At 37.6% G+C, this 26,877-nt stretch carries 22 protein-coding genes and 2 tRNA genes; 1 reads left to right on the forward strand and 23 read right to left on the reverse strand.

Annotated elements, in window-relative coordinates; translation table 11 throughout:
- Positions 1 to 1,292: 1,292 nt before the first annotated feature.
- From mfd to ACFIJ7_RS06385, 22 genes are all read right to left on the reverse strand, one after another.
- Positions 1,293 to 4,793: a transcription-repair coupling factor gene (gene mfd / locus ACFIJ7_RS06280; RefSeq protein ID WP_375644841.1), complete on the reverse strand. Its 3,501-nt coding sequence runs from the start codon at positions 4,791 to 4,793 to the stop codon at positions 1,293 to 1,295.
- Positions 4,794 to 4,798: 5 nt separating this feature from the next.
- Positions 4,799 to 5,086: a succinate dehydrogenase assembly factor 2 gene (locus tag ACFIJ7_RS06285; RefSeq protein WP_375644842.1), complete on the reverse strand. Its 288-nt coding sequence runs from the start codon at positions 5,084 to 5,086 to the stop codon at positions 4,799 to 4,801.
- A 66-nt stretch (positions 5,087 to 5,152) separates the two neighbouring features.
- Positions 5,153 to 5,833, reverse strand: coding sequence for an ABC transporter ATP-binding protein (locus ACFIJ7_RS06290; protein ID WP_375644843.1), 681 nt, complete (start codon positions 5,831 to 5,833; stop codon positions 5,153 to 5,155).
- Entirely contained in the window at positions 5,833 to 7,101 is a 1,269-nt protein-coding gene (locus tag ACFIJ7_RS06295; protein WP_375628438.1) for a lipoprotein-releasing ABC transporter permease subunit, read from the reverse strand. Before ACFIJ7_RS06295 ends, ACFIJ7_RS06290 begins: the two co-directional genes overlap by 1 nt.
- 11 nt (positions 7,102 to 7,112) lie before the next feature.
- On the reverse strand, positions 7,113 to 8,438 hold the full coding sequence (gene proS / locus ACFIJ7_RS06300; protein WP_375644844.1) for a proline--tRNA ligase: 1,326 nt from the start codon (positions 8,436 to 8,438) through the stop codon (positions 7,113 to 7,115).
- A 201-nt stretch (positions 8,439 to 8,639) separates the two neighbouring features.
- Entirely contained in the window at positions 8,640 to 10,316 is a 1,677-nt protein-coding gene (locus ACFIJ7_RS06305) for a ribonuclease J (protein ID WP_375628442.1), read from the reverse strand.
- Positions 10,317 to 10,362: 46 nt separating this feature from the next.
- The gene (locus tag ACFIJ7_RS06310) at positions 10,363 to 11,172 is read right to left on the reverse strand and encodes a biotin--[acetyl-CoA-carboxylase] ligase (RefSeq protein WP_375644845.1); all 810 of its coding nucleotides are present in this window, start codon (positions 11,170 to 11,172) and stop codon (positions 10,363 to 10,365) included.
- Positions 11,172 to 12,626: an NADH-quinone oxidoreductase subunit NuoN gene (gene nuoN / locus ACFIJ7_RS06315; protein ID WP_015856362.1), complete on the reverse strand. Its 1,455-nt coding sequence runs from the start codon at positions 12,624 to 12,626 to the stop codon at positions 11,172 to 11,174. Before nuoN ends, ACFIJ7_RS06310 begins: the two co-directional genes overlap by 1 nt.
- A 17-nt stretch (positions 12,627 to 12,643) precedes the next feature.
- On the reverse strand, positions 12,644 to 14,113 hold the full coding sequence (locus ACFIJ7_RS06320) for an NADH-quinone oxidoreductase subunit M (protein WP_375644846.1): 1,470 nt from the start codon (positions 14,111 to 14,113) through the stop codon (positions 12,644 to 12,646).
- Entirely contained in the window at positions 14,113 to 16,077 is a 1,965-nt protein-coding gene (nuoL, locus tag ACFIJ7_RS06325) for an NADH-quinone oxidoreductase subunit L (protein WP_375644847.1), read from the reverse strand. The genes ACFIJ7_RS06320 and nuoL overlap by 1 nt, the downstream gene beginning before the upstream one ends.
- Positions 16,078 to 16,083: 6 nt before the next feature.
- Positions 16,084 to 16,392, reverse strand: a complete 309-nt coding sequence (nuoK, locus tag ACFIJ7_RS06330; protein ID WP_375644848.1) for an NADH-quinone oxidoreductase subunit NuoK — start codon at positions 16,390 to 16,392, stop codon at positions 16,084 to 16,086.
- A gap of 14 nt (positions 16,393 to 16,406) precedes the next feature.
- Positions 16,407 to 17,027 (reverse strand): NADH-quinone oxidoreductase subunit J, encoded by a 621-nt coding sequence (locus ACFIJ7_RS06335; protein ID WP_375636120.1) that lies wholly within the window; start codon positions 17,025 to 17,027, stop codon positions 16,407 to 16,409.
- Positions 17,028 to 17,121: 94 nt separating this feature from the next.
- A complete protein-coding gene (gene nuoI / locus ACFIJ7_RS06340; RefSeq protein ID WP_375636121.1) occupies positions 17,122 to 17,613 on the reverse strand; it encodes an NADH-quinone oxidoreductase subunit NuoI in 492 nt (163 codons plus the stop codon).
- 14 nt (positions 17,614 to 17,627) lie between these two features.
- The gene (nuoH, locus tag ACFIJ7_RS06345; protein WP_375644851.1) at positions 17,628 to 18,674 is read right to left on the reverse strand and encodes an NADH-quinone oxidoreductase subunit NuoH; all 1,047 of its coding nucleotides are present in this window, start codon (positions 18,672 to 18,674) and stop codon (positions 17,628 to 17,630) included.
- A 21-nt stretch (positions 18,675 to 18,695) separates the two neighbouring features.
- A complete protein-coding gene (nuoG, locus tag ACFIJ7_RS06350) occupies positions 18,696 to 20,765 on the reverse strand; it encodes an NADH-quinone oxidoreductase subunit NuoG (RefSeq protein WP_375628449.1) in 2,070 nt (689 codons plus the stop codon).
- A gap of 63 nt (positions 20,766 to 20,828) precedes the next feature.
- On the reverse strand, positions 20,829 to 22,136 hold the full coding sequence (nuoF, locus tag ACFIJ7_RS06355; RefSeq protein ID WP_375636123.1) for an NADH-quinone oxidoreductase subunit NuoF: 1,308 nt from the start codon (positions 22,134 to 22,136) through the stop codon (positions 20,829 to 20,831).
- A 165-nt stretch (positions 22,137 to 22,301) separates the two neighbouring features.
- Positions 22,302 to 22,955, reverse strand: coding sequence for an NADH-quinone oxidoreductase subunit NuoE (gene nuoE / locus ACFIJ7_RS06360; protein ID WP_015856354.1), 654 nt, complete (start codon positions 22,953 to 22,955; stop codon positions 22,302 to 22,304).
- On the reverse strand, positions 22,955 to 24,145 hold the full coding sequence (locus ACFIJ7_RS06365; RefSeq protein ID WP_273787995.1) for an NADH-quinone oxidoreductase subunit D: 1,191 nt from the start codon (positions 24,143 to 24,145) through the stop codon (positions 22,955 to 22,957). The genes nuoE and ACFIJ7_RS06365 overlap by 1 nt, the downstream gene beginning before the upstream one ends.
- Before the next feature lie 124 nt (positions 24,146 to 24,269).
- Positions 24,270 to 24,863, reverse strand: coding sequence for an NADH-quinone oxidoreductase subunit C (locus tag ACFIJ7_RS06370; RefSeq protein ID WP_375636129.1), 594 nt, complete (start codon positions 24,861 to 24,863; stop codon positions 24,270 to 24,272).
- Between the two features lie 17 nt (positions 24,864 to 24,880).
- The gene (locus tag ACFIJ7_RS06375) at positions 24,881 to 25,462 is read right to left on the reverse strand and encodes a NuoB/complex I 20 kDa subunit family protein (protein ID WP_375644849.1); all 582 of its coding nucleotides are present in this window, start codon (positions 25,460 to 25,462) and stop codon (positions 24,881 to 24,883) included.
- The gene (locus ACFIJ7_RS06380) at positions 25,453 to 25,818 is read right to left on the reverse strand and encodes an NADH-quinone oxidoreductase subunit A (protein ID WP_005773599.1); all 366 of its coding nucleotides are present in this window, start codon (positions 25,816 to 25,818) and stop codon (positions 25,453 to 25,455) included. Before ACFIJ7_RS06380 ends, ACFIJ7_RS06375 begins: the two co-directional genes overlap by 10 nt.
- Before the next feature lie 298 nt (positions 25,819 to 26,116).
- Positions 26,117 to 26,193 (reverse strand) — tRNA-Asp (locus ACFIJ7_RS06385).
- 173 nt (positions 26,194 to 26,366) lie between these two features.
- Here ACFIJ7_RS06385 and ACFIJ7_RS06390 point away from each other — a divergent pair.
- Positions 26,367 to 26,442: transfer RNA gene (locus ACFIJ7_RS06390), tRNA-Val, on the forward strand.
- Between the two features lie 89 nt (positions 26,443 to 26,531).
- On the opposite strand, the gene ACFIJ7_RS06395 is transcribed toward ACFIJ7_RS06390, so the two are convergent.
- Positions 26,532 to 26,877: XRE family transcriptional regulator (locus ACFIJ7_RS06395; RefSeq protein WP_375644850.1), on the reverse strand; the 346-nt coding region annotated here is incomplete at its 5' end.

Below are 26,877 nucleotides of genomic sequence, written 5' to 3' on the forward strand. Positions count from 1 at the left end.
AACTTTTTACATTTATTACTCTTCATGTTAAGCTCGTAGAGCCTTAGCAACAGCTGTTGTAATGCATGAAGCTTCAAAATATCAGATAAATTTTACTTTTTTCTTTATGTGATTCGTGTGATACACAAAAATAAAATCATTTACGGTATAATTGAAACATTTCATAAATTAAAACCACTGATTGTCTAAAATTTCTGCATAATTGTAAGAGAACTTTTTGCTAATGGACAATTTTCTGCCCTTGTTTACAAAACAAGGGCGATACATTATTTGTAATAAAAGTTTTATATTCTACAGCTTTTAACCAAAAAGTTTAGTTTAAAAATACGCTACTAAAGAAGTGCTTTTTTCTTAATTAAACAACATATTTTCTTAGAGAGAAAATTTATAACTGTTGAAAATATTTTATTTATAATAATAATTTATCTTTTACATCATCAAATGTTTGTTTTTCATAGCTATTAAGAGCCTTCTGTTAGCAATTCTTTTATATTGCTAGAAACTGGGGCTTATCGAATTAATTGCGTCTTTTACTCAATAAAAATCTTTATCTTTCCAATCAAAATCTTTGCGTAAAATAGCACCTATATCACTCTGCAATATATCCGCTAAAACTTTGCAACTAATAATAAATATGAGGATAATTTTCTATTTATTAAATAATTCAGCTTTTCTTCGTATTCTCCTACTTCGTACTCTCTCGCTATATCTACCCTAGAGATAAATTTTTATTTTTTTCAAATAGATCCTGTAATTCGAACCAAGATTATAATATTCATTCTTCAGATTTTTCAGTTCTTTTAAAAACTTATTTCGTTCCTGCAAACGCTTATAGTATTCTGCTTTAGAAAAATTTTTTCCCAAAATATCTAAATATAAATAACTTATCTTCAATAAATTGTATGCTATCTTTAGTATTCTTTCTTTTGTTTTTTAATGTTGGTATTGTTCCTTAGAAGATAAATCAGCGTGAGCGTTTTTATGCCATATATTACAGGGAGTAAAAAACTATCGTTAGCAACTTTTGTAATGAAGAAAGCATGTTATCTTGGCTTAAATTTTTGCTTTTTAGAGAAGGTACTTATATGCACGTTCTATTTATTACGGTTACACCGTCTAAGCTATTTTCTTCATTGTATCAATATGTCTTATGATGAAGAACGCAAAATGAATATGTAAGAAGTTCTTTTATTATAAACTTAAATTTTATTCTTATAAAAAATCAATAACTATTTGTTTTTTATAATAATTTTATAAAAATGAGTAACAATTCTGAAACAACAAAGAAGTTTTTAACCAGAATGTTGTTCTGCCATTTCGACAAGCTGTGTCATAATATTCGCTGCTCCAACAAGCCTTTCATCCGCTGTGGACCAATCACGAATAAGAGCGATACTTTGATCTGGTCGAATTTTTGCCATCGAACCTTGTTTTCCAACCCACTGAACAAGAGCAACACTATTTGCAAAATAATTATTGCGAAACTGTATAACAATCCCCTTTGGTCCAGTATCCAATTTTTCTACATGCGCTTTTCGACACAATGTTTTGATATAAAAGACTTTAAGAAGGTGTTGAACTTCAAGCGGTAAAGGACCAAAGCGATCAATTAACTCCGCTGCAAATTCATCAATTTGTTCTAAATCATCAAGTTCTGTTAAACGACGATAAAGCCCCATACGTAATGGCAAGTCAGGCACGAAACTTTCTGGTATCATCACTGTTGTACCAAGTGAAATTTGAGGAGACCATTGCTTATCTTCATTTAGCTCTCCATCTTTTAATTCAGCAACAGCTTCTTCAAGCATTTTTTGATAGAGTTCAAATCCAACTTCTTTAATATGTCCCGATTGCTCTTCACCTAAAAAATTGCCTGAACCGCGGATATCCATGTCATGGCTTGCCAATTGAAAACCGGCCCCCAAGGTGTCAAGAGATTGTAAAACTTTAAGACGGCGATCAGCAGCAGCTGTTAAAACTTTACCAGCAGGAAATGTAAAGAGTGCATAAGCACGTTGTTTTGAGCGCCCTACCCTCCCTCGTAACTGATAGAGTGCAGAAAGACCAAACATCTCAGCGCGATGCACAATTAGGGTATTGGCTGTTGGAATATCAAGACCAGATTCAATAATGGTTGTCGATAGCAAAACATCATATTGCCCATCATAAAATGCATTCATAATATCATCAAGTTGTCCAGCCGGCATTTGTCCATGAGCCACAACGAATTTAAGTTCTGGCACATGTGTTTTGAGATATTCTTCTACAAAAGCCAGATCAGAAATACGAGGACAAACATAGAAACTTTGTCCGCCACGATAATATTCTCGAAGCAGGGTCTCTCGTATAACAAGTGCATCAAAAGGTGAAATAAAAGTACGAACCGCCATTCTATCAATGGGGGGCGTTGTTATCAATGAAAGTTCACGTACACCCGATAATGCTAATCCTAAAGTGCGTGGTATGGGAGTTGCTGAAAGTGTGAGAACATGAATATCACTTTTAAGCTCTTTTAAACGCTCTTTGTGTTTGACACCAAAATGTTGCTCCTCATCAATGATGAGAAGGCCTAACCGTAAAAAATTAACGGCACCACTTAATAATGCATGGGTTCCAATGACAATATCGATTGTACCATCTGAAACACCTTTTTTTACTTGTGCAAGTTCTTTCGCTTTTACAAGCCTTGAAGCATGTCCAATTTTAACCGGTAATCCTTGAAAACGAGAAATAAATGTCTTGTAATGTTGACGTGAAAGTAAAGTTGTCGGTACAACAACAGCAACCTGATATCCATTTAATGCTGCGACAAAAGCACTTCGAATGGCTACTTCGGTTTTTCCAAAACCAACATCACCGCATATCAAGCGATCCATAGGCTTTCCTGAGGCTAAATCGTCTAAAACAGCATCAATTGCATTCATTTGATCTTCCGTTTCTTCATAGGGAAAGCAAGCAACAAACTCATCAAATGGTCCAATTGGTGGAAGTAAAGCAGGCGCAGCACGAGTCATACGCTCTGCAGCTATACGAATTAATTGCCCTGCCATTTCCAATAAATGTTTTTTAAGCCGAGCTTTACGTGCTTGCCAAGCAACACCCCCTAATTTATCTAAAGTTACCTCTGTTCCTTCTGAGCCATAACGTGAGAGAAGCTCAATATTTTCAACAGGTAAAAAGAGTAAATCACCTCCAGCATATCTAATTTCAAGACAATCTCGTAAAATTCCAGTAGTTTTGATGGTTTTAAGACCAACAAATTGGCCAATACCGTGGTCGATATGCACAATAATATCACCAGAATTTAAAGCAGAAATTTCAGAAATAAAATTTGTATTATTTTTACGCCGCTTTGGCGATCTTATAAAACGATCGCCAAGGATATCTTGCTCTGCTATAACAGCCAAATCTTCAGCCTCAAAACCATGTTCTATCATGATAACAGCTGCTAATATGCGATCTCGTGGTGTTGCTTTGACAGTTTGCAAGGATTTTGCAACATCTATTTTTTTCAATCCATGCTCATCGAGAACTTGTAGCAAACGATTGAGAGATCCTTCACTCCAACACGCTAAAAGCACTTTTTTACCAGCAGTGCGTAAAGATGCGATATGATCAATAACACTTGAAAAAACATTTTTTTCTTGCGCATTACGCTCTTTTACAAAATCATATCCCTGTTTAACATTGGTGTGAATAACAGTTTTTTCCAAACTTTGTGGAATATTAAAAGGCGAAAAATCAATACGCTGTGAAGATTGTTGCACACCCTCCAAAACACGCTCTGGCGTTAAATAGAAAAGACTAGGATCTATTGGATGATAAGAAGTAGAATTTTTTTCATCATTTTCGCGCTCTTTGCGCGCGTTATAATAGTCCTCAATAAGACGATAGCGTTCAATGAAGGCTTCTTCTATGAGATGCTCAAAAACTATCGGTAAGTTACCACAATGGTCAAAAAAACTATCAAGGTTTTCATAAAAAAATGGAAGCCAATGTTCCATACCGGCAAAACGCCGACCTTGAGCAATTGCTTCATAAAGCATGTTATTTTTTTGTGATACACCAAATGTACGGGTATAATTGCTCTTAAAACGGCTTATGCGTTCTGGTGTAAGAACAACCTCACTCATTGCCTGTAATAAAAGTTCAGTTTTTTGACCTGTTGTCCTTTGACTTTCTGGATCAAATATGCGGATACTTTCTAGGGTATCTCCAAAAAAATCAAGACGTAAAGGTTCAACATCCATGGGAGAAAAGATATCAAGTATTCCTCCTCTTACAGCAAACTCACCAACATCACGGACAACCGTAACGCGTTCAAAACCATTGGTTTCTAAAAACTGAATAAGATTTCCCATGTTATTGCGCTGGCCAACACGTGCGTGAATAAGCTGAGCTTCTATCATTTCACGAGGAGGTAACTTTTGCATAATCGCATTTGCTGTTGTTAATATAATTGCAGGATGTGGATCTTTACGTAAATTTGCTATGTGTGCCAATGCTGATAGTCGACGTGCCATAACAGCAATTCCTGGTGACACACGATCATAAGGCAAACAATCCCATGCAGGAAATTGAAGTATGGGTAAATTGGGCTCAATAAAATTTAAAACTTGTTGTAAATGAACAATTTTTGTTCCGTCGCGGACAACATAGATGAGTGGTTTACCTTGTGCAATTTCTGAACTTAATTTAGCAAGCGCAAAGGCTTCAAATCCATCAGGAACTCCATCAAAAATCATACGAACAGAATTATTTTTGGGAATAACAATTTTTTTAAATATAGGCATCAGGATTAATAACTTAAGCAAATACGATAATTGGCAATATCGCGAAAAAGTGGACTATCAACTTCAGAGGGTGGCGAAACTTCTCCAGTAATCCATGTGAGTAAATCACGATCATCAAAAGACATAATATATTCAAGTTCAGAGAGCGTTTTATCATTCATTTCAGTAATATGAGCATCGACATAATGTCCAAAAATGAGATCCATTTCACGAATACCGCGATGCCATGCACGAAAAATCAATCGACGACGACGCACATCTAATTGATTTTTGTCAACGACAAAAACTGTCATAAAAAATCTCCTTGAATAAAGTAATATAAACTATTCAATTAGTCGTATAAAATTTGTACCTTGCTTTTAAGGAAGTTCTATAATCTTTTGTTCTTTAAGTGTAATTCGACGATGCATTTGCTTAGCCAAAGCGTAATTATGTGTTGCAATAAGGGCAGAAAGACCCGACTGACGAACAAGGATAGACAAAGCTTGAAAAACATAAGCTGAAGTTACTGGATCAAGATTTCCTGTAGGTTCATCAGCCAAAAGAACCGAAGGGCCATTTGCTACTGCACGTGCAATAGCAACACGTTGTTGTTCTCCTCCCGATAACTCTGAGGGACGATGGTTAGCACGATGAGAAATACGCAGATACGTCAATAATTTGCGCGCACGATCTTCTGCTATGGATTTTTTTAATCCTGCTATCATTTGCGGTACCATGACATTTTCTAACGCCGTAAACTCTGGAAGTAAATGATGAAATTGATAAACAAAACCAATATCATTTCGTCTTATAGCTGTTCGCTCACTATCAGAGCGCTTTGCACAAGAAATACCCCGTAACATCACATCACCAGCTGTTGGTTTTTCTAATAATCCAGCAATATGAAGAAGTGTTGATTTTCCAGCACCAGATGGTGCAACAAGTGCAACAAGCTCTCCACGATTAAGAATAAAATTCGCTTTATCTAAAACAATAAGCGGCTTATGACTCTCGAAAAAGTGTCTTTCAATCTCTACAAGCTCTAAAATAGCTGTCATTATTCATACCTCAAAGCTTGTACGGGATCTAGCTTAGCAGCACGCCATGCCGGAATGAGAGCAGCAAGAAACGACAAAAATAAAGCCATCATAGCAACCAAGATGGTCTGTTTCCACTCAATTTGTGCAGGCAATTTTGTTAAAAAATAAAGTTGAGGATTAAAAACGTCGACATTAAATAACCAAGATATAAAGTCTTGGATATGATTAATATTCGCGGTCGCGATAACACCTAAAACTAAACCCAATATAGTTCCAATAAAACCAATCATCATTCCTGTAATGATAAATATACGCAAAATCGCACTCTGTTGAGCCCCCATCGTGCGTAAAATCGCAATATCATGACTTTTATCTTTTACAAGCATAATCAGCCCTGAAATAATATTTAAAGCAGCAACAAGAACGATCAGAGAAAGAATGAAAAACATAACATTTCGTTCAATCTGTAAGGCTGAAAAAAAAGCCTGATTGCGTGTACGCCAATCAATTAAATAGACCTGTTGATCAACTGTTTTTTCTACAACAGGTTTTATTTGATCAACAGCATCAGGATCATTTAGAAATAATTCTAAAGACTGAACCTTATCTCCCAAATTAAAAAACATTTGTGCTTCATGGAGAGGCATAAAGATAAATATTGAATCATATTCAGACATACCAACTTCAAAAATAGCAACGACTTTATAAGCTTTCACACGTGGTGTAACGCCAAAAGGAGTCTCATCACCATCTGGAGTAATAATACGGATATCTCTTCCAACTGTCAGCCCCAATTTTTCTGCTAAGCCACTTCCAATTGCAACACCTTCTTCTTTATCAAACCGAGAAATCGATCCTAATTTAATGTTTTGAGAGACTGTTTTAAGCTTTTCTAGATCTTGTTTGCGCATACCACGAACTAATGCGCCAGAGCCACCTTGAACTTCACCTTGAACAAGCGCTTGACCTTCAATAACAGGCAAAGCAAACTTCACACCCTTTGTAGATTCTAAAGAAGAAATAAGAGTCTTATAATCAGAAAAACCAGAATCAACTGTTTGAACAATAAGATGCCCATTCATACCAAGAATACGATTGAGAAGCTCTGTACGAAAGCCATTCATCACCGCCATAACAACAACCAGAGCAAATACGCCCAACATAATCCCAATAAGAGAAATAATTGAAATAACAGATGCAACGACATGTTTTTTATTGGGAATCATGTAACGAAAAGCGATCATCCACTCATAAGATGAAAACCATTTGTCTTTCAGCCTCTTCATAACATTTCCTATTAATTCATAGAAAGTTGGCTGAGTACATCTTCAACCTTTAGAGATTTTTTTACACCTGTTTTTCGATCTTTAATTTCAACTTCATTTTGTGCAATGCTGTTAGGACCAACAATGATTTGCGTTGGCAAACCAATCAAATCCATTGTTGCAAATTTTGATCCAGGACGTTCATTTCTATCATCTAATAATGGATCAAAACCAGCACGCCTTAATCCTTGATAGAGCATTTCACATGTCTGTGTACATTTTTCATCCTCTGGTTTCATATTGATAATTCCAAAATCAAACGGTGCCATCGACTTTGGCCAAATAATACCATTTTCATCATGAGAAGCCTCTATAGCGGCCGCAACAAGACGCGAAGGTCCAATACCATAAGATCCCATAGAGACTACATGCTCTTTTCCATCTTGTCCCATAACTTTTGCTCCCATTGGAGCAGAATATTTCGTGCCAAAGTGGAAAATATGCCCGACTTCAATACCACGCGCTGAAAGACGATTATGATCAGAAACTTTAGCCCACTCCTTTTCATTATGCATTTCTTCCGTCGCTGCATAAAAAGATGTCCATTGTTTAACAATATCATCCAAAACAGCTTTATCACTAAAATCGATTGAACTATCAGGAACAGTAAGTTCAAGAAATTGTTTATCACAGAAGATAGCGCTCTCTCCCGTTTCAGCCAAAATGATAAATTCATGACTGAGTTCCCCCCCTATTGGACCTGTATCTGCACGCATAGGAATTGCTTTTAAACCAAGACGAGAAAAAGTGCGTAAATAAGCAACAAACATACGATTATAAGATGTTTTAGAACCTTCATAATCAAGATCAAAAGAATAAGCATCTTTCATTAAAAATTCTCGTGCCCGCATCACACCAAAACGTGGGCGAATTTCATCACGAAATTTCCATTGAATATGATATAAATTAAGTGGAAGATCTTTATAAGAACGAACATATGAGCGAAAAATATCTGTTACCATCTCTTCATTGGTTGGACCATAAAGTAAATCACGCTTTTGGCGATCTTTAATGCGAAGCATTTCCAAACCATAATCATCATAACGACCGCTTTCACGCCAAAGATCAGCAGATTGAATTGTAGGCATCAATATTTCTATTGCACCCGCACGTTCTTGCTCCTCACGAATAATTTTACAAACTTTATCAAGCACTTTTTTTCCCAAAGGAAGCCAAGAATAAATTCCTGATGTTTGTTGGCGAATCATACCGGCACGCAACATGAGCCGATGAGAAACAATCTCTGCTTCCTTAGGATTCTCTTTTAAAAGTGGAAGGAAATATTGAGTAAGACGCATTAAATAACTAACTCCTAATCACACCTATCATATCGGAACAATTTATCACACCCTCTATTCATCTATAGCCGCATTCTGAATACTTGCAAATATAACGATCTTATTATTTAAAAATTTACCAGGCTTTATTCTCTATTTTTCTTATTTAGCAATAAAATAAAAATGCTCTTCTCTTTTTAAATAACGTAATATGAAAGTTCCTCATTTTGACCGATGTAAAAAAACTGTACAGATAGGTTTTTTTTGCCAAATTTCATGAACAGCCGCCCTCACAGCACGTCGTGTTGCCTCTCGAATAAGTTCATTATTTTTCTGTTTCATGCGTGGGATATTATAAACTGTATTTTCTATAATATCTAAAAGAATATCTTTTAAACTTTCTCCCTTTCCATTACTTTCAGGTAACCCGAATGTTGTTAGACCTATATCCCCTAATAATTCATGCTTACTATTTATATGGAGAGAAATAGTAACATGACCAGCATAACTTAGTTTGCGACGTTCACGAATCCCTAGTTCATTTTCATCTCCAATTAGGCAACCATCCTTATAGATGCGGCCAACAGGAACTTGATCAACAACTTCTACAGGCTCTGGTGCAAAACGTAACATATGTCCATTTCTGATATCTGTAACAATTTTAATACCCGCTTGACGCGCTAAAGTTGCCTGAGCCTTAAGATGCATTGCTTCCCCATGTACAGGAACAAGTATCTGTGGTTTTACCCAATCATACATCTGTAAAAGTTCTGAACGACGGGGATGACCTGAAACATGAACAAGTGCATCTTCATTCGTAATAATTTCAATACCCAAATCAATGAAACGATTTTGTACCTCAATAATCGCTTTTTCGTTTCCTGGAATACTTCGTGATGAATAAATAACGGTATCACCAGCAGAAAGTGCAATATTTCTCATTCCATCACGTGACAGTTTAGCCAAAGCAGCACATGGCTCACCTTGGCTCCCTGTGACAATTAAAACAAGATCTTTTCGCAAAATGTAACCATAATCATCTTCCGTTACAAATGGTGCTAAACCATTCATATAACCAAGCTCTTGTGCAACCATAATACTTCGCTTAAGGGAGCGCCCAATGACAAGCACCTTACGTCCAGCAGCTTCAGCTGCAAGAGCAATAGAACGTATCCGACCAATATTAGAAGAAAAAGTTGCTATTGCAACGCGCCCTTCAGCTTTGGAAATAATCTCAGAAAGACTGGCTTGAACCTGCTGCTCTGATGGAGATATACCATCCCGACACGCATTTGTAGAATCACAAAGTAATGCTAAAACACCTTTTTTTCCTAACGCACGAAATCTTTTTTCATTCGTCACAGCCCCAAGTGAAGGAGTATGATCAATTTTCCAATCACCAGTATGAATCACAGTCCCCAAAGAGGTTGTAATTGCTAAAGATACAGATTCTGGTATTGAATGGTTAACAGCTATAGCCTCTACAGCAAAGGAACCTACCTGAAAACAATCACCAGCTTGAAAAATATTGAGTAAAATTTTTTGAGATTCAAAATCTAATTGTTTTTTAGTTTCCAATAATCCTGCTGTAAAAGGCGTACAGTAAATTGGAACTTGTAACTTTGGCCATAAATCAAGAACGGCCCCATAATGATCTTCATGTGCATGTGTTAAAACAAGACCCCGTATATTATGTTTTTCACTTTCTAGAAAACGAATATCAGGAAAAACAAGGTCGACTCCTGGTAATTCAGAACCAGCAAAACTAATTCCCATATCAACCAGCAGCCATTCACGAAGATGTTGGGGACCAAATCCGTAAGCAGCTAAATTCATCCCTATTTCACCTACACCCCCCAGAGGTAAAAAAACAAACTCATTCTTATTAGCTGCAACCATAAATATCTCCCAAAATCATTAAGGTATCTGATGGTAAAATAATTTTTTAATAACGACCTGCATTAATAGAAGCAGCCGAACCAAAATGAACATCTCCAGCTGTTATAATGGCTGTCTGACCATTTTTTTGCTTTATGATGCAGTTAAAATCACTATCAAGACCATCAAAAACACCCTCAATGACTTTTTCATCATTCACCACTTTGACATATTTCCCAAGATGAGCAGAATATAAAAGCCATTTTTTTCGGATTATTTCACATCCTTTTGGTTGTTTCCAAAGAAGGTAATTTCTAGAAAAACACTCCGTCAAAACCGTAAATAATTGTTCTGCTTCAATATGCAAACCGATATTCTTTAAGCTTGAAGTGGGATAGGGTGCATCTTCATAATTATATTTCACATTTATTCCAATACCAATAACCAATGCATATTGTTGTGATGACAATTTTAAAATCTCAAGCAAAACTCCAGAGCTTTTTTCTCCTCTGAGCAAAATATCGTTTGGCCATTTTAAACTCACAATATTGTTTGCCTGCTTTTCATCTTTTATCAATTGTTTTATTGCCTCTGCCACACTTATTCCAGCAACAAAACCAAGTTGAGCTGCAGTTTGATGAACAATATCATCAATTAATAAAAGACTAGAATAAAGGTTCCCTTTGGGACTAGACCAAGTCCTCCCTCTTCTTGCTCTTCCCTGTGATTGTTCTTGTGCAACAATCCAAAGATTGCCTTGATGACCAGTTTGTGCTTTTCGTTGCGCAATGAGATTTGTTGAGTCAACACTATCATACGCTTCAATAGTGTATCCTTGTTCTTGAGCAAAATCTGATAAAATATAAACCATATTCATTAAAACAATGCAGCTGCTGCTTTTTCTGCTAATTCAGCAAACCAAACTCCAAAAAGTGTATAAAATAAAATAAACAATGCAGAAAGACCGAGACAAAATTGAAGCTCATTCGATAAAGCAACAAAATGCGCTTTTGCGTCATCAAACCACATAATTTTAATGACTCGTAAATAGTAAAAAGCTCCAACGACAGACGCTATCATCCCAACGACTGCAAGTGGCGTCAGACCAGCATGGACAGCAGCAGAAAATGTATACCACTTCCCAAAAAAACCAGCCATAGGTGGTACACTGGCTAACGAGAAAAGCTGTATTGTCATAACAATAGCCATAAACGGATTTGTTTTTGCTAACCCTGAAAGATCATAAATATTTTCAACATTGCCATTCTGAGAGCGCATTCCAAGAATAAAAGCAAACGAGCCAATCGTCATTCCAAGATAAATCGTCATATAAAGAATAACACTTTTTATTCCTAGCATATCTCCAGCAGATAAACCAACAAGTGCATAGCCCATATGACTGATCGACGAATAAGCCATTAAGCGCTTAATGTTATTTTGACCAATTGCAGCAAATGCACCAAGTATCATTGATGCAATCGCCATGAAGACCAAAATTTGTTGCCATGCAGGCATCACATTATCAACATGCCCTAGGGGAATAAAGGTCATCACAATAATACGGATGATTAAAGCCATTGCAGCAACTTTAGGGGCACCAGCAAAAAATGCTGTAATCGGTGTTGGCGCTCCTTCATAAACATCAGGTGTCCACATATGAAATGGAACAGCAGAAATTTTGAAAGCCAAACCAGCTAAAATAAAAACAATTCCAAAGATAACTCCCAATTGCAAATTTTCACTTTTTAAAGCAACAGCAATTTCGTGAAAACCAATTTGACCCGTAAAACCATAAAGCAAAGAAATACCATAAAGCAGCAATCCTGAAGATAATGCTCCTAAAACAAAGTATTTTATACCGGCTTCAGAAGATTTTACATTATTACGATTAATCGCTGCTAAAACATATAAAGCTAAAGATTGCAGCTCTAACCCCATATAAAGCGACAGCATATTACCCGCTGAAATCATAAACATCATTCCAAGGGTTGCTAAAAGAACAAGCACTGGAAATTCAAATATATTAAACTTTTGTGCATTGGCAAAACCAACAGACATGATAAGAGAAAAGAGTGCACCAATAAGCATTAAAATTTTCATATAACGACTAAAGGAATCGATAACGAGCGCATTGGTTTGAAATGAACCATTTTTCGGAAAAACTATAAGAATAATAATGGTTGCCACAAGAAGTGCCATGGCTAAACCTGTCACTGTTAAAGAAGCACGTGTATTGGAATAAACACCAATCATAAGCAACACGACAGCTCCTAATGCGATTAAAAGCTCCGGAAGAATTAAGACTAATTGCGCTATTATTTCAGTTTGCATGTGCGTTCTTCCCTTATCTAGTGCAGTTTATTGATGAGGGTTTCTACGGAAAACGCCGTTGCTTTAAGAATAGGCGTTGGATAGATACCAAAGAATATTGTAAGAATAACCATTGGATAAAGGATGAATTTTTCTCTTAAAGAAAGATCTATTAATACTTTTAAATTCTCTTTATCCAAGGAACCAAAAACCACACGCCGATAAAGATAAAGGGCATAGGCTGCCGATAAGATAACACCCGTTGTTGCTAAAACAACAACCAATTTATTTACTTGAAAAACACCTATTAAGGTTAAAAATTCACCCAAAAATCCTGAGCTTCCAGGCAAACCAACATTTGCCATAGTGAAAATTAAGAAAACAACAGCATATTTAGGCATATTATTCACTAAACCACCAAACGCTGAAATTTCACGTGTATGCAAGCGATCATAGATAACCCCAACACAAAGAAACAACGCTGCTGAAACAATTCCATGGGATAGCATCTGATAAATAGCCCCTTGTATCCCTTGTTCATTCGCAGAAAAAATGCCCATTGTCACATACCCCATATGCGCTATTGAAGAATAAGCAATAAGCTTTTTGATGTCATTTTGAACAAGTGCAACCAACGACGTATAAATAATAGCGATAAGCGATAATGTAAAAATCAAAGGTGCAAAATCTGCTGAAGCGATAGGAAACATAGGCAAAGAAAAACGAAGAAAACCATACCCACCTAATTTGAGTAAGACACCAGCTAAAATAACGGAACCCGCTGTCGGTGCTTCCACGTGAGCATCAGGGAGCCATGTATGAACTGGCCACATTGGCATTTTAACTGCGAAAGAAGCAAAAAATGCAAGCCATAACCATATTTGCATATGAGCAGGAAACTGGTAATTGAGTAAAGTTGGTATATCAAGTGTCCCAGCCTCCCAATACATAGCCATAAGAGCAACCAGCATAAGCACTGAACCAAGTAAAGTATATAAGAAAAACTTTATACTTGCATAAACACGACGTGCTCCACCCCATACACCTATAATGATAAACATTGGAATAAGGCTGCCTTCAAAAAAAACATAGAATAGCATTGCATCAAGAGCACAAAAAACGCCAATAATCGCAACTTCTAGAAGAAGAAATGCAATCATATAAGCCTTTAATCTCTCTTTAACATTTTCCCAACTTGCTAAAATACAAAAAGGCAAAAGAAAAGCCGAGAGAACAACAAAAAGAATAGAAATACCATCAACCCCCATATGATAGCTAATGCCCCCTCCTAACCAACTGGACTTTTCAACCATTTGAAAATTTGGGTTGCTAGAATCAAATCCTATCCAAATAATTAAAGAAATAATAAAAACAAATAAAGTCGTAAAAAATGCGACATTACGTATATTATGGCGTGCTACTTCACTATCATCTTTGATAAACAAAATCAGAAGCACACCAACAAGTGGCAAAAATGTAACCGTAGAAAGAATAGGCCAATCGGACATTAGTTTACGCCCCCGATCATCATCCATGTAATGAGTAATGCAACGCCGATAAGCATTGCAAATGCATAGTGGTAAAGATAGCCTGTTTGCAATCGAACAATTCTATTTGTAATATCAACAACACGCGCTGCGATACCATTAGGACCTAGACCATCAATAATCTTACCGTCTCCCACTTTCCAAAGAAAAGAACCAATTCTAAAGGTAGGACGAACAAACAAAAAGTTATATAATTGATCGAAATACCATTTTTGGTAAAGAAAATTATATGCTCCTGGCATAATACGAACCATTTTCTTAGGAAGAGATGGAATAGAAACATAAAATAAATAAGCTAAAATAAACCCAAGAACCATCGCTATAAATGGCGACCATTTTACCCAATTAAAGACATGGTGGGCATCATGAAGAATGTGATTGTGGCTGCTTGTAAATAATGCTCCCTTCCAAAAAGCATTATACAAGTCACCAAAAAAGTAAGGTTGGAAAACGACACCAGAAAATATTGCTCCAATAGATAAAAGAAAGAGTGGAATCAACATAACTGGAGGTGATTCATGAACATGATGCATAACATCAACTGTTGCCCGTGGTTTACCATGGAATGTCATAAAGATAAGCCGCCATGAATAGAAACTTGTTAATAAAGCTGAAAAAACAAGAAGATAAAAAGCATATCCTGAAGCAATATTATGGGATACAAAAGCAGACTCTATAATCGCATCTTTTGAGAAAAAACCTGCAGTCCCGAAAAGTGTTCCTGGAATTCCAACACCTGTCAATGCAATGGTCCCGACCATCATCATCCAATAGGTGACTTTTATATGTTTGCGTAACCCACCCATTTTTCGCATATCTTGTTCATCAGATACAGCATGAATGACAGAACCTGCACCAAGAAACAATAAGGCTTTAAAAAAAGCATGCGTAAAAAGATGAAAGACAGCAGCGCCATAAGCTCCAACACCTAATGCCACAAACATATAACCGAGCTGAGAGCATGTAGAATAAGCAATAACACGTTTAATATCATTCTGCACCAACCCCACAGTTGCTGCAAAAAACGCTGTTGTTGCTCCAACAATAATAATCACGGTCAAAGCAGTTGAAGAAAGTTCAAAAATTGGCGACATACGCGCAACCATAAAAACACCAGCCGTTACCATTGTAGCGGCATGAATAAGCGCTGATACAGGGGTTGGTCCTTCCATTGCATCAGGCAGCCAAGTATGTAAAAGAAATTGTGCTGATTTTCCCATCGCACCAATAAATAATAAAAGGCATGTAATGGTAATTGCCGTCTGCCCATCAAATTGCCAACCTAAAAATGTCATATTTTGTATAAGGTTATTGTTTGCAGCTTTTGCAAAAATGGAAGCAAAATCAACCGATTGGAATAAAACAAAAATACTAAAGATTCCTAAGAGAAAACCAAAGTCTCCAACACGATTAACTACAAAAGCTTTCATTGCGGCCTTATTAGCAGAATCGCGCTGAAACCAAAAACCAATGAGTAAATAAGAAGCAAGTCCGACACCTTCCCATCCAAAAAACATCTGAATCAAATTATTGGATGTGACCAACATAAGCATCATAAATGTAAACAAAGAAAGATAAGAAAAAAAACGAGACCTTGAAGGGTCATGGTGCATATAACCAATTGAATAAATATGTACCAATGCCGAAACACTATTCACAACAATAAGCATAACAGCTGTTAATGTATCAACATGTAAAGCCCAATTAAAGCTTAAGTCACCAATAGTAAGCCAATGTAATACCAAGACATCAATCGCTGGAATATGACCAAGTGCAATACTGAAAAATGCTATCCACGATAATATGGCAACAACAACCATAAAGCTACATGTTATCAATTCACTCGCACGATCTCCTATCGTTTTTCCACCTAGTGCAGCAATTAAAAAACCCAAAAGCGGAAGAAAGACAATCGTATAATACATCACTGGTTAGCCTTTCATTACATTAACATCTTCAACCGCAATGGAACCACGATTACGGAAAAAAACGACCAGAATTGCTAAACCAATGGCAGCTTCAGCAGCTGCTACGGTTAAGACAAATAAAGCGAATATCTGACCAACGAGATCATGAAGAAATGCTGAAAATGCAACAAAATTGAGATTAACTGAAAGCAATATAAGCTCAATGGACATCAAGATAATAATTACGTTTTTTCTGTTGAGAAAAATTCCAGCAATACCAATTGTAAACATCAAAGCAGAAACAATGAGATAATGTGTAATATCAATATACATCTACATAGCCCCCCTTACATACCTTTGCCTGATTCAACTTGTTTGATTTCAATGGCACTTTCTACCGTTCTAGAAACTTGCTCCGCAATAGATTGCCGCTTTACTCCTAATTTATGACGAAGTGTTAAAACAATAGCCCCAATCATTGCAACCAATAAAATCATTCCAGCAATTTGAAAATAAAAAACATAATCCGTATAGAGAATATCACCTAATGCTTGTGTATTTGTTCGCTGCGCTAAATCTGGCATTGGTTGGGTAACATGCGTTCTCAAGTCTGGAGAAAAATAGCTACTCACAAAAACAACAATCAATTCTACAGCGATAATAACACCAATAAGAGCTCCAATAGGAGCATACCGAAGAGTTCCACTCTTTAATTCAGCAAAATCAACGTCAAGCATCATAACGACAAATAAAAATAAAACAGCGACAGCTCCAACATACACAACAAGCAGAATAAGCCCTAAAAACTCTGCTCCTGCAAGCAAAAATAAAGCCGCTGCATTAAAAAATGCGAGGATTAAAAACAAAACAGAATGCACTGGATTGCGTGCTGTAATAACAATAACTGCACTTGTTAGCATAATAAAAGCAAACAAATAGAAAAATGCCGCCGCTAGATCTGTTAGCATAGGCTTCTCCTCAAATATTCAAACAATTGGTATAAACTTCATACCAGATTACAATTTATCGGAAAAATATCCGACACCTCATTTAACGATACACTTAACGATAAGGCGCATCCATCAATATATTTCGAGCAATTTCTCGCTCCCAACGATCTCCATTCATTAAAAGCTTTTCTTTATCATAATAGAGTTCTTCACGCGTTTCTGTTGCAAATTCAAAATTTGGACCTTCAACAATAGCCTCTACCGGACAAGCCTCTTGACAAAAACCGCAGTAGATACACTTAACCATATCGATATCATAACGAACAGTTCTACGCGTACCATCATTACGTCGCGGTCCAGCCTCAATTGTAATCGCTTGCGCAGGGCAAATTGCTTCACATAATTTACAAGCAATACACCGTTCTTCACCATTTGGATAGCGACGCAATGCATGCTCACCGCGAAAACGCTGAGATACAAAACCTTTTTCATAAGGATAATTAATCGTGGGCTTTGGTGAAAAAAATTGACGCATGGCTAAGAAAAAAGCACTCACAAATTCCAATAGAAGAAGTGACTTTGCCGCATGAATAAAACCTGACATCGTAAAATCTCCTCTTAAACGAAATCCGTAAACTTTAAAAAAGCAGCAGTTATCACAACCATTGCTAGTGAGAGAGGAAGAAAAACCTTCCAACCAAGCCGCATGAGCTGATCATAGCGATAACGTGGAACAAATGCTTTAACCATAGCAAACCAAAAAAATACAAAACAGACTTTTAAAACAAACCAAATGATACCAGGAACCCAATTAAGCCACCAAACATCTAAGGGTGGCAGCCAACCGCCTAAAAATAGAATGGTTGTTAATGCGCACATTAAAACAATCGCAACATATTCACCAAGAAAGAAAAGCATGTAAGGCGTTGAAGAATATTCTACCATATGACCAGCTACAAGTTCAGATTCAGCTTCAACCAAATCAAAAGGAGGACGGTTTGTCTCTGCGAGCGCAGAAATAAAAAATATAATAAACATTGGAAAAAGGACCAACCAGTTCCAATCGAGAAAGCTGTTAAAAGGAAGACCAAGAGTTGTACCAATTCCAGAACTTTGTTTATGAACAATTGTTGTAAGATCCAATGAACCACTCACTAAAATGACGGTTACAAGCACAAAACCAATTGAAACCTCATAAGAAACCATCTGTGCCGCCGAACGAAGGGCTCCTAAGAAAGGATATTTTGAATTTGATGCCCATCCCCCCATAATAACACCATAAACCTCAAGAGATGAAATGGCTAAGATATAAAGCAAGCCAACATTAATTTTTGCAACTTCCCAGCCTTCATTAACTGGAATAACAGCCCACGTTGATAAAGCAAGTGTCGCTGAAACAAAAGGAGCCAAAAGAAAAACACCCTTATTTGCACCTGCAGGGATAATAGGCTCCTTAACAACAAATTTAATTAAATCTGCAAAAGACTGTAACAAACCCCATGGACCAACAACGTTTGGTCCACGACGCAATTGTACCGCAGCCCAAATCTTTCTATCTGCGTAAAGAAGATAAGCAACTAAGATCAAAAGAACGACCAAAAGAAGAAGTGTTTTTCCAACTATAATGAGTAATGGCAACAGCCAAGTCATAAAGAAATCATACATCATTATTCCTTTTCCTTTGCCTTACTTTACAGTTTGCGTAGCACGGTTTTTTGCAAGAGATGAACATTCAGCCATAACAGCAGAAGCACGTGCTATCGGATTTGTTAAATAAAAGTCTTTAACCATAGAAGTAAAGGTTTGACTCTCTAGAGAAACCATTTTTGAACCAAGCGCCTTAAGACCACTTATATCAGAAGGTACTATATCATCAACAGCACAAAGGTGTGGATAATCATTAAACAAGCATTGTCTTAATTGAGAAAGAGAATCAAAAGGGAGCCTTTGTCCTAAAATATCCGATAAAGCACGCAAAATAGCCCAATCTTCTTTTGCTTCACCTGGAGCAAAACCAGCCCGATTTGTCATTTGAACACGTCCTTCTGTATTCACATAAAGCCCTGATTTTTCAGTGTAAGCAGATGCAGGCAAAATAACATCAGCAGCATGTGCACCATTATCACCATGGCTACCAATATAAACTGTAAAAGCTTTTGTATTGGCTAATTCTACTTCATCAGCACCAAGTAAAAATAAAACTTCACAGGTTTTAAGAATATTTGCAACCCCAAGCTTAGAAGTAAAGCCTATGTCCAACCCTCCAACAATCGATGCTGCATTATGAAGAACCCCAAACCCATTCCATTCTTCACTAAGAGCACCAATATTGTCAGCTAATTTAGCAAGACTTTTTAAAACAGATAAACCTTCATTTCCTGAAACAGCCCCCTCTCCGATAAGAATAAGGGGCCTCTTCGCTTCTTTTAAGACATTAAAAAAAACATCCTCTCCACGAATAAGTGTCGTTAATGTATCACTCCCAGATCCAAGATAAGAATAAGGATAACGTAAATCGACTTTCTCTCCAATTAATGCAATAGGAAAATTTCCCATCCGTTGGCGCTTTAAAATACGCGCATTTAAAACAGCTGCTTCATGACGTGGATTAGATCCCACAATAAGCAGTGCATCAGCCTGTTCAATACCTGCAATTGTAGGATTAAAAATATAACTCGAACGCCCAAACTCAGGCGATAAAGCCCCCCCTCTTTGGCGACAATCAAAAAGCGTTGAGCCCAAAGAACTCAATAATGCTTTAAGGGCATACATTTCCTCAACAGACGCAAGATCTCCAGCAATGGCTCCAATTTTTTCTGGAAAAATTTTAGAGATCACCATTTTAATTTTTGCAAAAGCTTCTGTCCAACTGACAGGCTGAAGCTTTCCATCTTTGCGTACATATGGCCTATCAAGCCGCTGAGTGCGCAATCCATCCCAAATAAAACGCGTTTTATCAGAGATCCATTCCTCATTTACATCTTCATTCGTACGCGGCATAATCCGCATGACTTCACGGCCACGGCTATCAATACGGATCGCACTACCAAGCGCATCCATCACATCAATCGATTCCGTTTTTACCAATTCCCACGGACGAGCATGAAACGCATAAGGTTTTGAAGTTAAAGCTCCCACCGGACAAAGATCAATAACGTTTCCCTGTAATTCAGATGTCATAGCTTTTTCAAGATACGTCGTAATTTCAGCATCTTCACCACGACCGATCAAACCAAGCTCAGAAATACCTGCGACTTCCGTTGTAAAACGAACACACCGTGTACAATGAATACACCGTGTCATGACAGTTTTGACAAGAGGTCCAATATATTTATCTTCTACAGCACGCTTATTTTCACTATAACGAGAACAATCTCGTCCATAAAGCATTGCTTGATCTTGAAGATCGCATTCTCCCCCTTGATCACACACTGGACAATCCAAAGGATGATTAATGAGAAGAAATTCCATAACACCTTCACGTGCTTTTTTTACCATCGCCGTATTGGTAAAAATCTCAGGTGCTTCACCGTTAGGCCCTAATCGTAAATCACGAACCCCCATAGCACAAGAAGCCTGAGGTTTTGGAGGACCCCCCTTAACCTCAACCAAACACATACGACAATTTCCAGCAATTGACAAAGATTCATGAAAACAAAAACGTGGAATTTCTGCCCCAGCCGCCTCAGCAGCCTGAAGCAACGTGTAGTAATCAGGAACTTCAATCTCTTTGCCATCAACTTTGATATTTATCATCACCCATCCAACCTGCGGATAACCCACTTAAAATTTGCATTCGGCTGCTCTTTAAAAAATCTTCTATCCTACTGCTTCTAAAGCAATGTTTTTGCTTTGAACTACATTTCGCGTGTATTCATCAATTCTACGCTCGATTTCCGGACGAAAATTACGTATCAATCCCTGTACAGGCCATGCGGCAGCATCACCAAGCGCACAAATAGTGTGTCCTTCAACCTGTTTAGACACTTCAAACAAAAGATCAATCTCGCGTTTTTGTGCTCTTCCCTCAACCATACGCCCTAAAAGACGCATCATCCAACCCGTCCCCTCACGACACGGAGTACACTGACCACAACTCTCGTGCTTGAAAAAAGCAGCTATACGCCAAATTGCCTTGATAATATCGGTTGATTTATCCATAACAATCATTCCCCCCGTGCCAAAAGAAGACCCGACATCTCGCATCCCATCAAAATCCATGATCGCATCGATCATATCCTCACCACGGACGACTGGACAAGAAGCTCCCCCTGGAATAACTGCTAAAAGATTATTCCACCCACCACGAACACCACCCGTATGTTTTTCAATTAATTCACGGAATGAAACACCAAGAGCGTCTTCAAATGTACAAGGTGCATTAACATGCCCTGAAACCATAAATAATTTCGTTCCAACATTATTTGCTCGTCCGATTGACGAAAACCACGAAGCACCCCGTCGCAAAATCGTTGGAACAACAGCAATGGACTCTACATTATTTACTGTTGTTGGACAGCCATAAATCCCCATATTGGCAGGAAATGGTGGTTTAAGCCGAGGTTGTCCCTTTTTTCCCTCAAGACTTTCAAGAAGAGCTGTTTCTTCACCACAAATATAAGCACCAGCTCCATGATGAATAATAATATCACAAGCATGCCCATATTTCGTTTTTTTGCCAAGTAAACCTGCATCATAGCATTCATCAACGGCAGCTTGTAGCGCTTCACGTTCACGAATATATTCACCACGAATATAAATAAAAGCAACATTGGCTCCCATAGCAAAAGTAGCGATTGCACATCCTTCAATCAAAGTATGGGGGTCATGACGTAAAATATCACGGTCTTTACAAGTTCCAGGTTCAGATTCATCGGCATTGACAACCAAATAATGAGGACGACCATCATTCTGCTTTGGCATAAAGGACCACTTCATTCCGGTAGGAAAACCAGCACCACCACGACCGCGTAAACCCGATGCCTTCACCTCATCAATGATCCAATCACGACCTTTGTCAATCATCTCTTTCAGACCATTCCAATGCCCACGCAACATCGCAGCCTTTAATGATTTGTCTTTTAAACCATACAGATTGGTGAAGATACGATCTTTATCAGCTAGCATACCCCACCTTTTTTTCTATTACCCATAGCATTTTCCGCTTTTCCTCAAATGCAATTTTTAAATATCTTTTCAAGACTTCTTACTTTTCATTAAATGTTGTCATCATGGGTAGAATAATAAAATATTTTTTCAAGAAAAATACTTAATTATGTTCCCACTCTTTCCTTATCCTTTTTTGGTGAAGACTTGAGAGATCTTTTTTTCTTTCTCATCATCAATAAGAGAAGTTAAACCACTAATCGGTTCCGACGACTTACGGCTACTTTGCGGACCAACCGCTATCTCAGAACCTTTCCCAGCTTCAAATGCATCAATAATTTCTTCAAGACGCTCAGCTGTAAGATCTTCATAAGTATCTTTAAAAATCATAACCATAGGAGCATTCACACAAGCACCAAGACATTCTACCTCTTCCCATGATAAGGTTCCATCCTGATTGGTAACAAAAGGTTCATGATGAATTTTTTTCTGACAAACTTTAATCAATTCACCAGATCCACGTAACATACAAGGGGTCGTACCACAAACTTGAATATGCGCTTTTGTTCCAACAGGCTTAAGCTGAAACTGAGTGTAAAAAGTTGCAACTTCCAGAACACGAATATAAGCCATGGAAAGAATCTGAGCAATATGCTCAATCGCGGCACGTGTCACCCAACCATCTTGCTCTTGAGCACGCATTAATAATGGAATTACAGCAGACTGCTCACGCCCTACAGGATATTTCTCTATAGTATTTTTTACCCATATCTGATTTTCTTTTGTAAAAGAAAACTCAGCGGGCTGATAAACATCATCTGCAAGACGGCGTACGGACATTAGCGATCAACCTCCCCAAAAACAATATCAATCGAACCCAAAATAGCTGTAGCATCCGCCAGCATATGGCCTCTGGTTAAAAAATCCATAGCTTGGAGATGCGCAAACCCAGGAGCACGCAACTTTACACGATAAGGCTTATTGGTTCCATCAGAAACAAGATAAACACCAAACTCCCCTTTCGGAGCTTCCACAGCAACATATACTTCTCCAGGAGGCGTATGAAAACCTTCCGTATAAAGCTTGAAATGATGAATCAGTGCTTCCATCGAACTTTTCATTTCACTCCGTTTCGGTGGTACAATCTTGCGATCCAAGCTCGAAACCGGTCCATTTTTTTCAGTACTCAGCAAACGCTCCACACATTGGCGCATAATTTTTGCTGATTGACGCATTTCTTCCATACGAATAAGATAACGATCATAACAATCGCTATTCTTACCTACAGGAATATCAAATTCCATTTCATCATAACATTCGTAAGGTTGGCTTTTACGTAAATCCCATGGAACACCAGCCCCACGAATCATAACCCCAGAAAAACCACGTGCCCAAGCTTCATCAATAGTTACCACGCCAATATCCACATTACGCTGCTTAAAAATCCGATTTGGCGTTACAAGCGCATCAAGTTTACCAAGAGCAACAAGAAAAGGATCAATAAAATTACCTATATCTTCAACTAAAGATTCTGGTAAATCTTGATGCACACCACCAGGACGAAAATAATTTGCATGAAGACGTGCGCCACAGGCACGCTCATAAAAAATCATCAATCTTTCACGTTGCTCAAACCCCCAAAGAGGTGGTGTTAAAGCACCAACATCCATTGCCTGTGTCGTTACATTAAGCAAATGATTAAGAATACGCCCAATTTCAGAAAACAAAACACGTATTAATTGCCCTCTTTTAGGAACTTTAATATCCAATAACTTTTCAATAGCAAGGACAAAAGCATGTTCCTGATTCATAGGAGCAACATAATCCAAACGATCTAGATAAGGACCCGCTTGAAGATAAGTTTTTGTTTCCATTAATTTTTCGGTACCGCGATGCAATAACCCAATATGTGGATCTACACGCTCAACAACTTCACCGTCCAACTCCAAAACCATGCGCAAAACCCCATGCGCGGCAGGATGCTGCGGACCAAAATTGATATTAAAGTTTCGAACATTGACCTCAGCCACAATCAACCCCTTGCTTTTTAAAAAACTTCATATCAAATATCAAAAAAATCTATCATACTAAAAAATATTTAATTATTTAAGAAATACAGTACTCTAATATAATGCCTTATCAAAACCAATATTATTATTTTTCATCACATGGCAAAGTATACTGTCCTCCTTCCCAAGGAGAAAGAAAATCAAAATTACGCATCTCTTGACGCAAAACAACAGGCTCATAAATTACCCTCTTTGCTTCATTATCATAACGACATTCAACAAATCCTGTCACAGGAAAGTCTTTGCGTAAAGGATATCCTTCAAACCCATAATCTGTTAAAATCCGTCTCAAATCCGGATGTCCTGAAAATAAAATCCCATACATATCATACGTTTCACGTTCATACCACTCTGCGCCAGGATAAACCGTACAAGCTGAAGCAACAGGAGTATTTTCATCCGTACGAACTTTTACACGTAAGCGTAAATTCTCACGAGGAGATAACAATTGGTAAGAAACATCAAAGCGCTTATCGCGAGAAGGATAATCCACACCACTAATGTCTGTGAGATTAATAAATTGACAGCGCGAATCATCACGAACAAACATTAAGACATCGATAATTGCGTCAAGACGTGCCACAATGGTCAATTCACCAAAAGCAATAACAGTCTCTTCAAGCTTATTTTTTAACTTGTTTTCCAAATAAGCAGCAAGTTCAACCAAAGTTTTATCCATCATGACAAGAAAACTCTCTATCGCTCTATGGATCCGGTACGACGGATTTTTTTCTGTAGCAACAATATGCCGTATAATAATGCCTCTGCTGTAGGTGGGCACCCTGGAACATATATATCGACAGGCACGATACGATCACATCCACGCACTACTGAATAGGAATAATGATAATATCCCCCACCGTTTGCACATGATCCCATAGAAATCACATAACGTGGCTCTGGCATCTGATCGTACACTTTTCTTAAAGCAGGAGCCATCTTATTTGTTAGAGTACCTGCAACCACCATCACATCTGACTGACGGGGTGAAGCTCGTGGCGCATATCCAAAACGCTCATTATCATAATGAGGCATTGAGCATTGCATCATTTCGATAGCACAACATGCCAAACCAAAACTCATCCACATTAAAGAACCGGTACGTGCCCAAGTAATCAAAGCATCTGCCGAGGTAACTAAAAATCCCTTATCTGATAATTCAGCATTAAGATCACGAAAAAACTTATCGTCAGACCCTATCAGCTCACCAGTATTGGGATCAATGATTCCTTTTGGTTTTGGAGCAGCAATCGTTGAATTATTAGATCCTAATTCCATTCAAGGGCTCCTTTTTTCCATTCATATATAAACCCAATAGTCAAAATTGCTAAAAACACAATCATAGACCAAAAGCCAAACATACCTATTGATTCGAATGAAACAGCCCAAGGAAAAAGAAAAGCAACTTCAAGATCAAAAATAATAAATAAAATTGATACCAAATAGAAACGAATATCAAACTTCATGCGTGCATCACTAAATGAATTAAACCCACATTCATAAGCCGATAACTTTTCAGGATCGGGGGAACGATATGCTACAATGTAAGGTGTAATCAACAAAACTCCAGCAATAACAGCTGACACAATAATGAAAATCAAGACCGGTAAATAAGAGCTCAATAAATAAGCCATAACCCTCTTCCATCGTAACGAAATGCCTGAGTTTAACACAATGATTCAATATTGCGAGACCAAACAGACAAATTTAATAATCGCTCTATTAATTATATTCATACTGCTTCAAATGCATATAGAGCGATACTCTTCTTATCGGCATAGGTAACGCAGAGCAAAGAAAGACGCAAGCCCTATTCTTATAAACCATATAAAAAGAAAGAAAAAACATATCATCCCCCAATCAAATACTCCACCACCACACTCAATACTATATGGATATTTTAAAAAGGAAATTTCACAAGGAATCACGAAATGGCGCGAGTGACGGGGCTCGAACCCGCGACCTCCGGCGTGACAGGCCAGCACTCTAACCAACTGAGCTACACCCGCGCATTTTTTTCGAACCAATTTAATTTGGTACAAGCGGTCGTGTAAGGGGTTCATGCGTTTATGTCAAGAAGGATTATGCATTTTTAAAAAAAATTATCAAATGCTATCTTTATTCTTGCGTTTAGAAAAATTTTTCCTTAAAGAGTTCCCATTCAATTGCTAATCATTGCATTGGGCGATTAGCTCAGCTGGTAGAGCGCCTCGTTTACACCGAGGATGTCGGGAGTTCGAGTCTCTCATCGCCCACCATATAGCTTTATATTCCTATTAAGCTGTTGATACTTCATATGTTTTTTTAAGTGATGGATACGTGGATAAAAGTTAGGGAATAGGATTTTCTAACATTTCTCTATAAAGCACGCTTCGCACAATGTTTCTAATGTTTCTTTGAAGTCTGCTAACGCTTCTTGATGTAAGCCATCTAAAAGCCTCATAAACGCAACAACAGTTTCACGTTGCAACGGAGTAGAAGGTTTTATTATGATGCTTTTTCGACAAGAATAGGCTTCTTTTTTTAAGAGAGAAGCCATAGCTTTATCTAAACCATAAAGCTCTATGATCTTTTCTTCCAATCCTACAGGAACAGATTTTTTTCCAATCTCTACAGAAGATAAAAATGCTACAGATATGTCTAATTTCTTAGCCATATCTAAGAGGCGTTCTGAGTGATCAACGCGAAGTTTA

Origin of the sequence: Bartonella sp. MR100HLJHH, assembly GCF_042194215.1 — a bacterium.
GTDB lineage: Bacteria > Pseudomonadota > Alphaproteobacteria > Rhizobiales > Rhizobiaceae > Bartonella > Bartonella grahamii.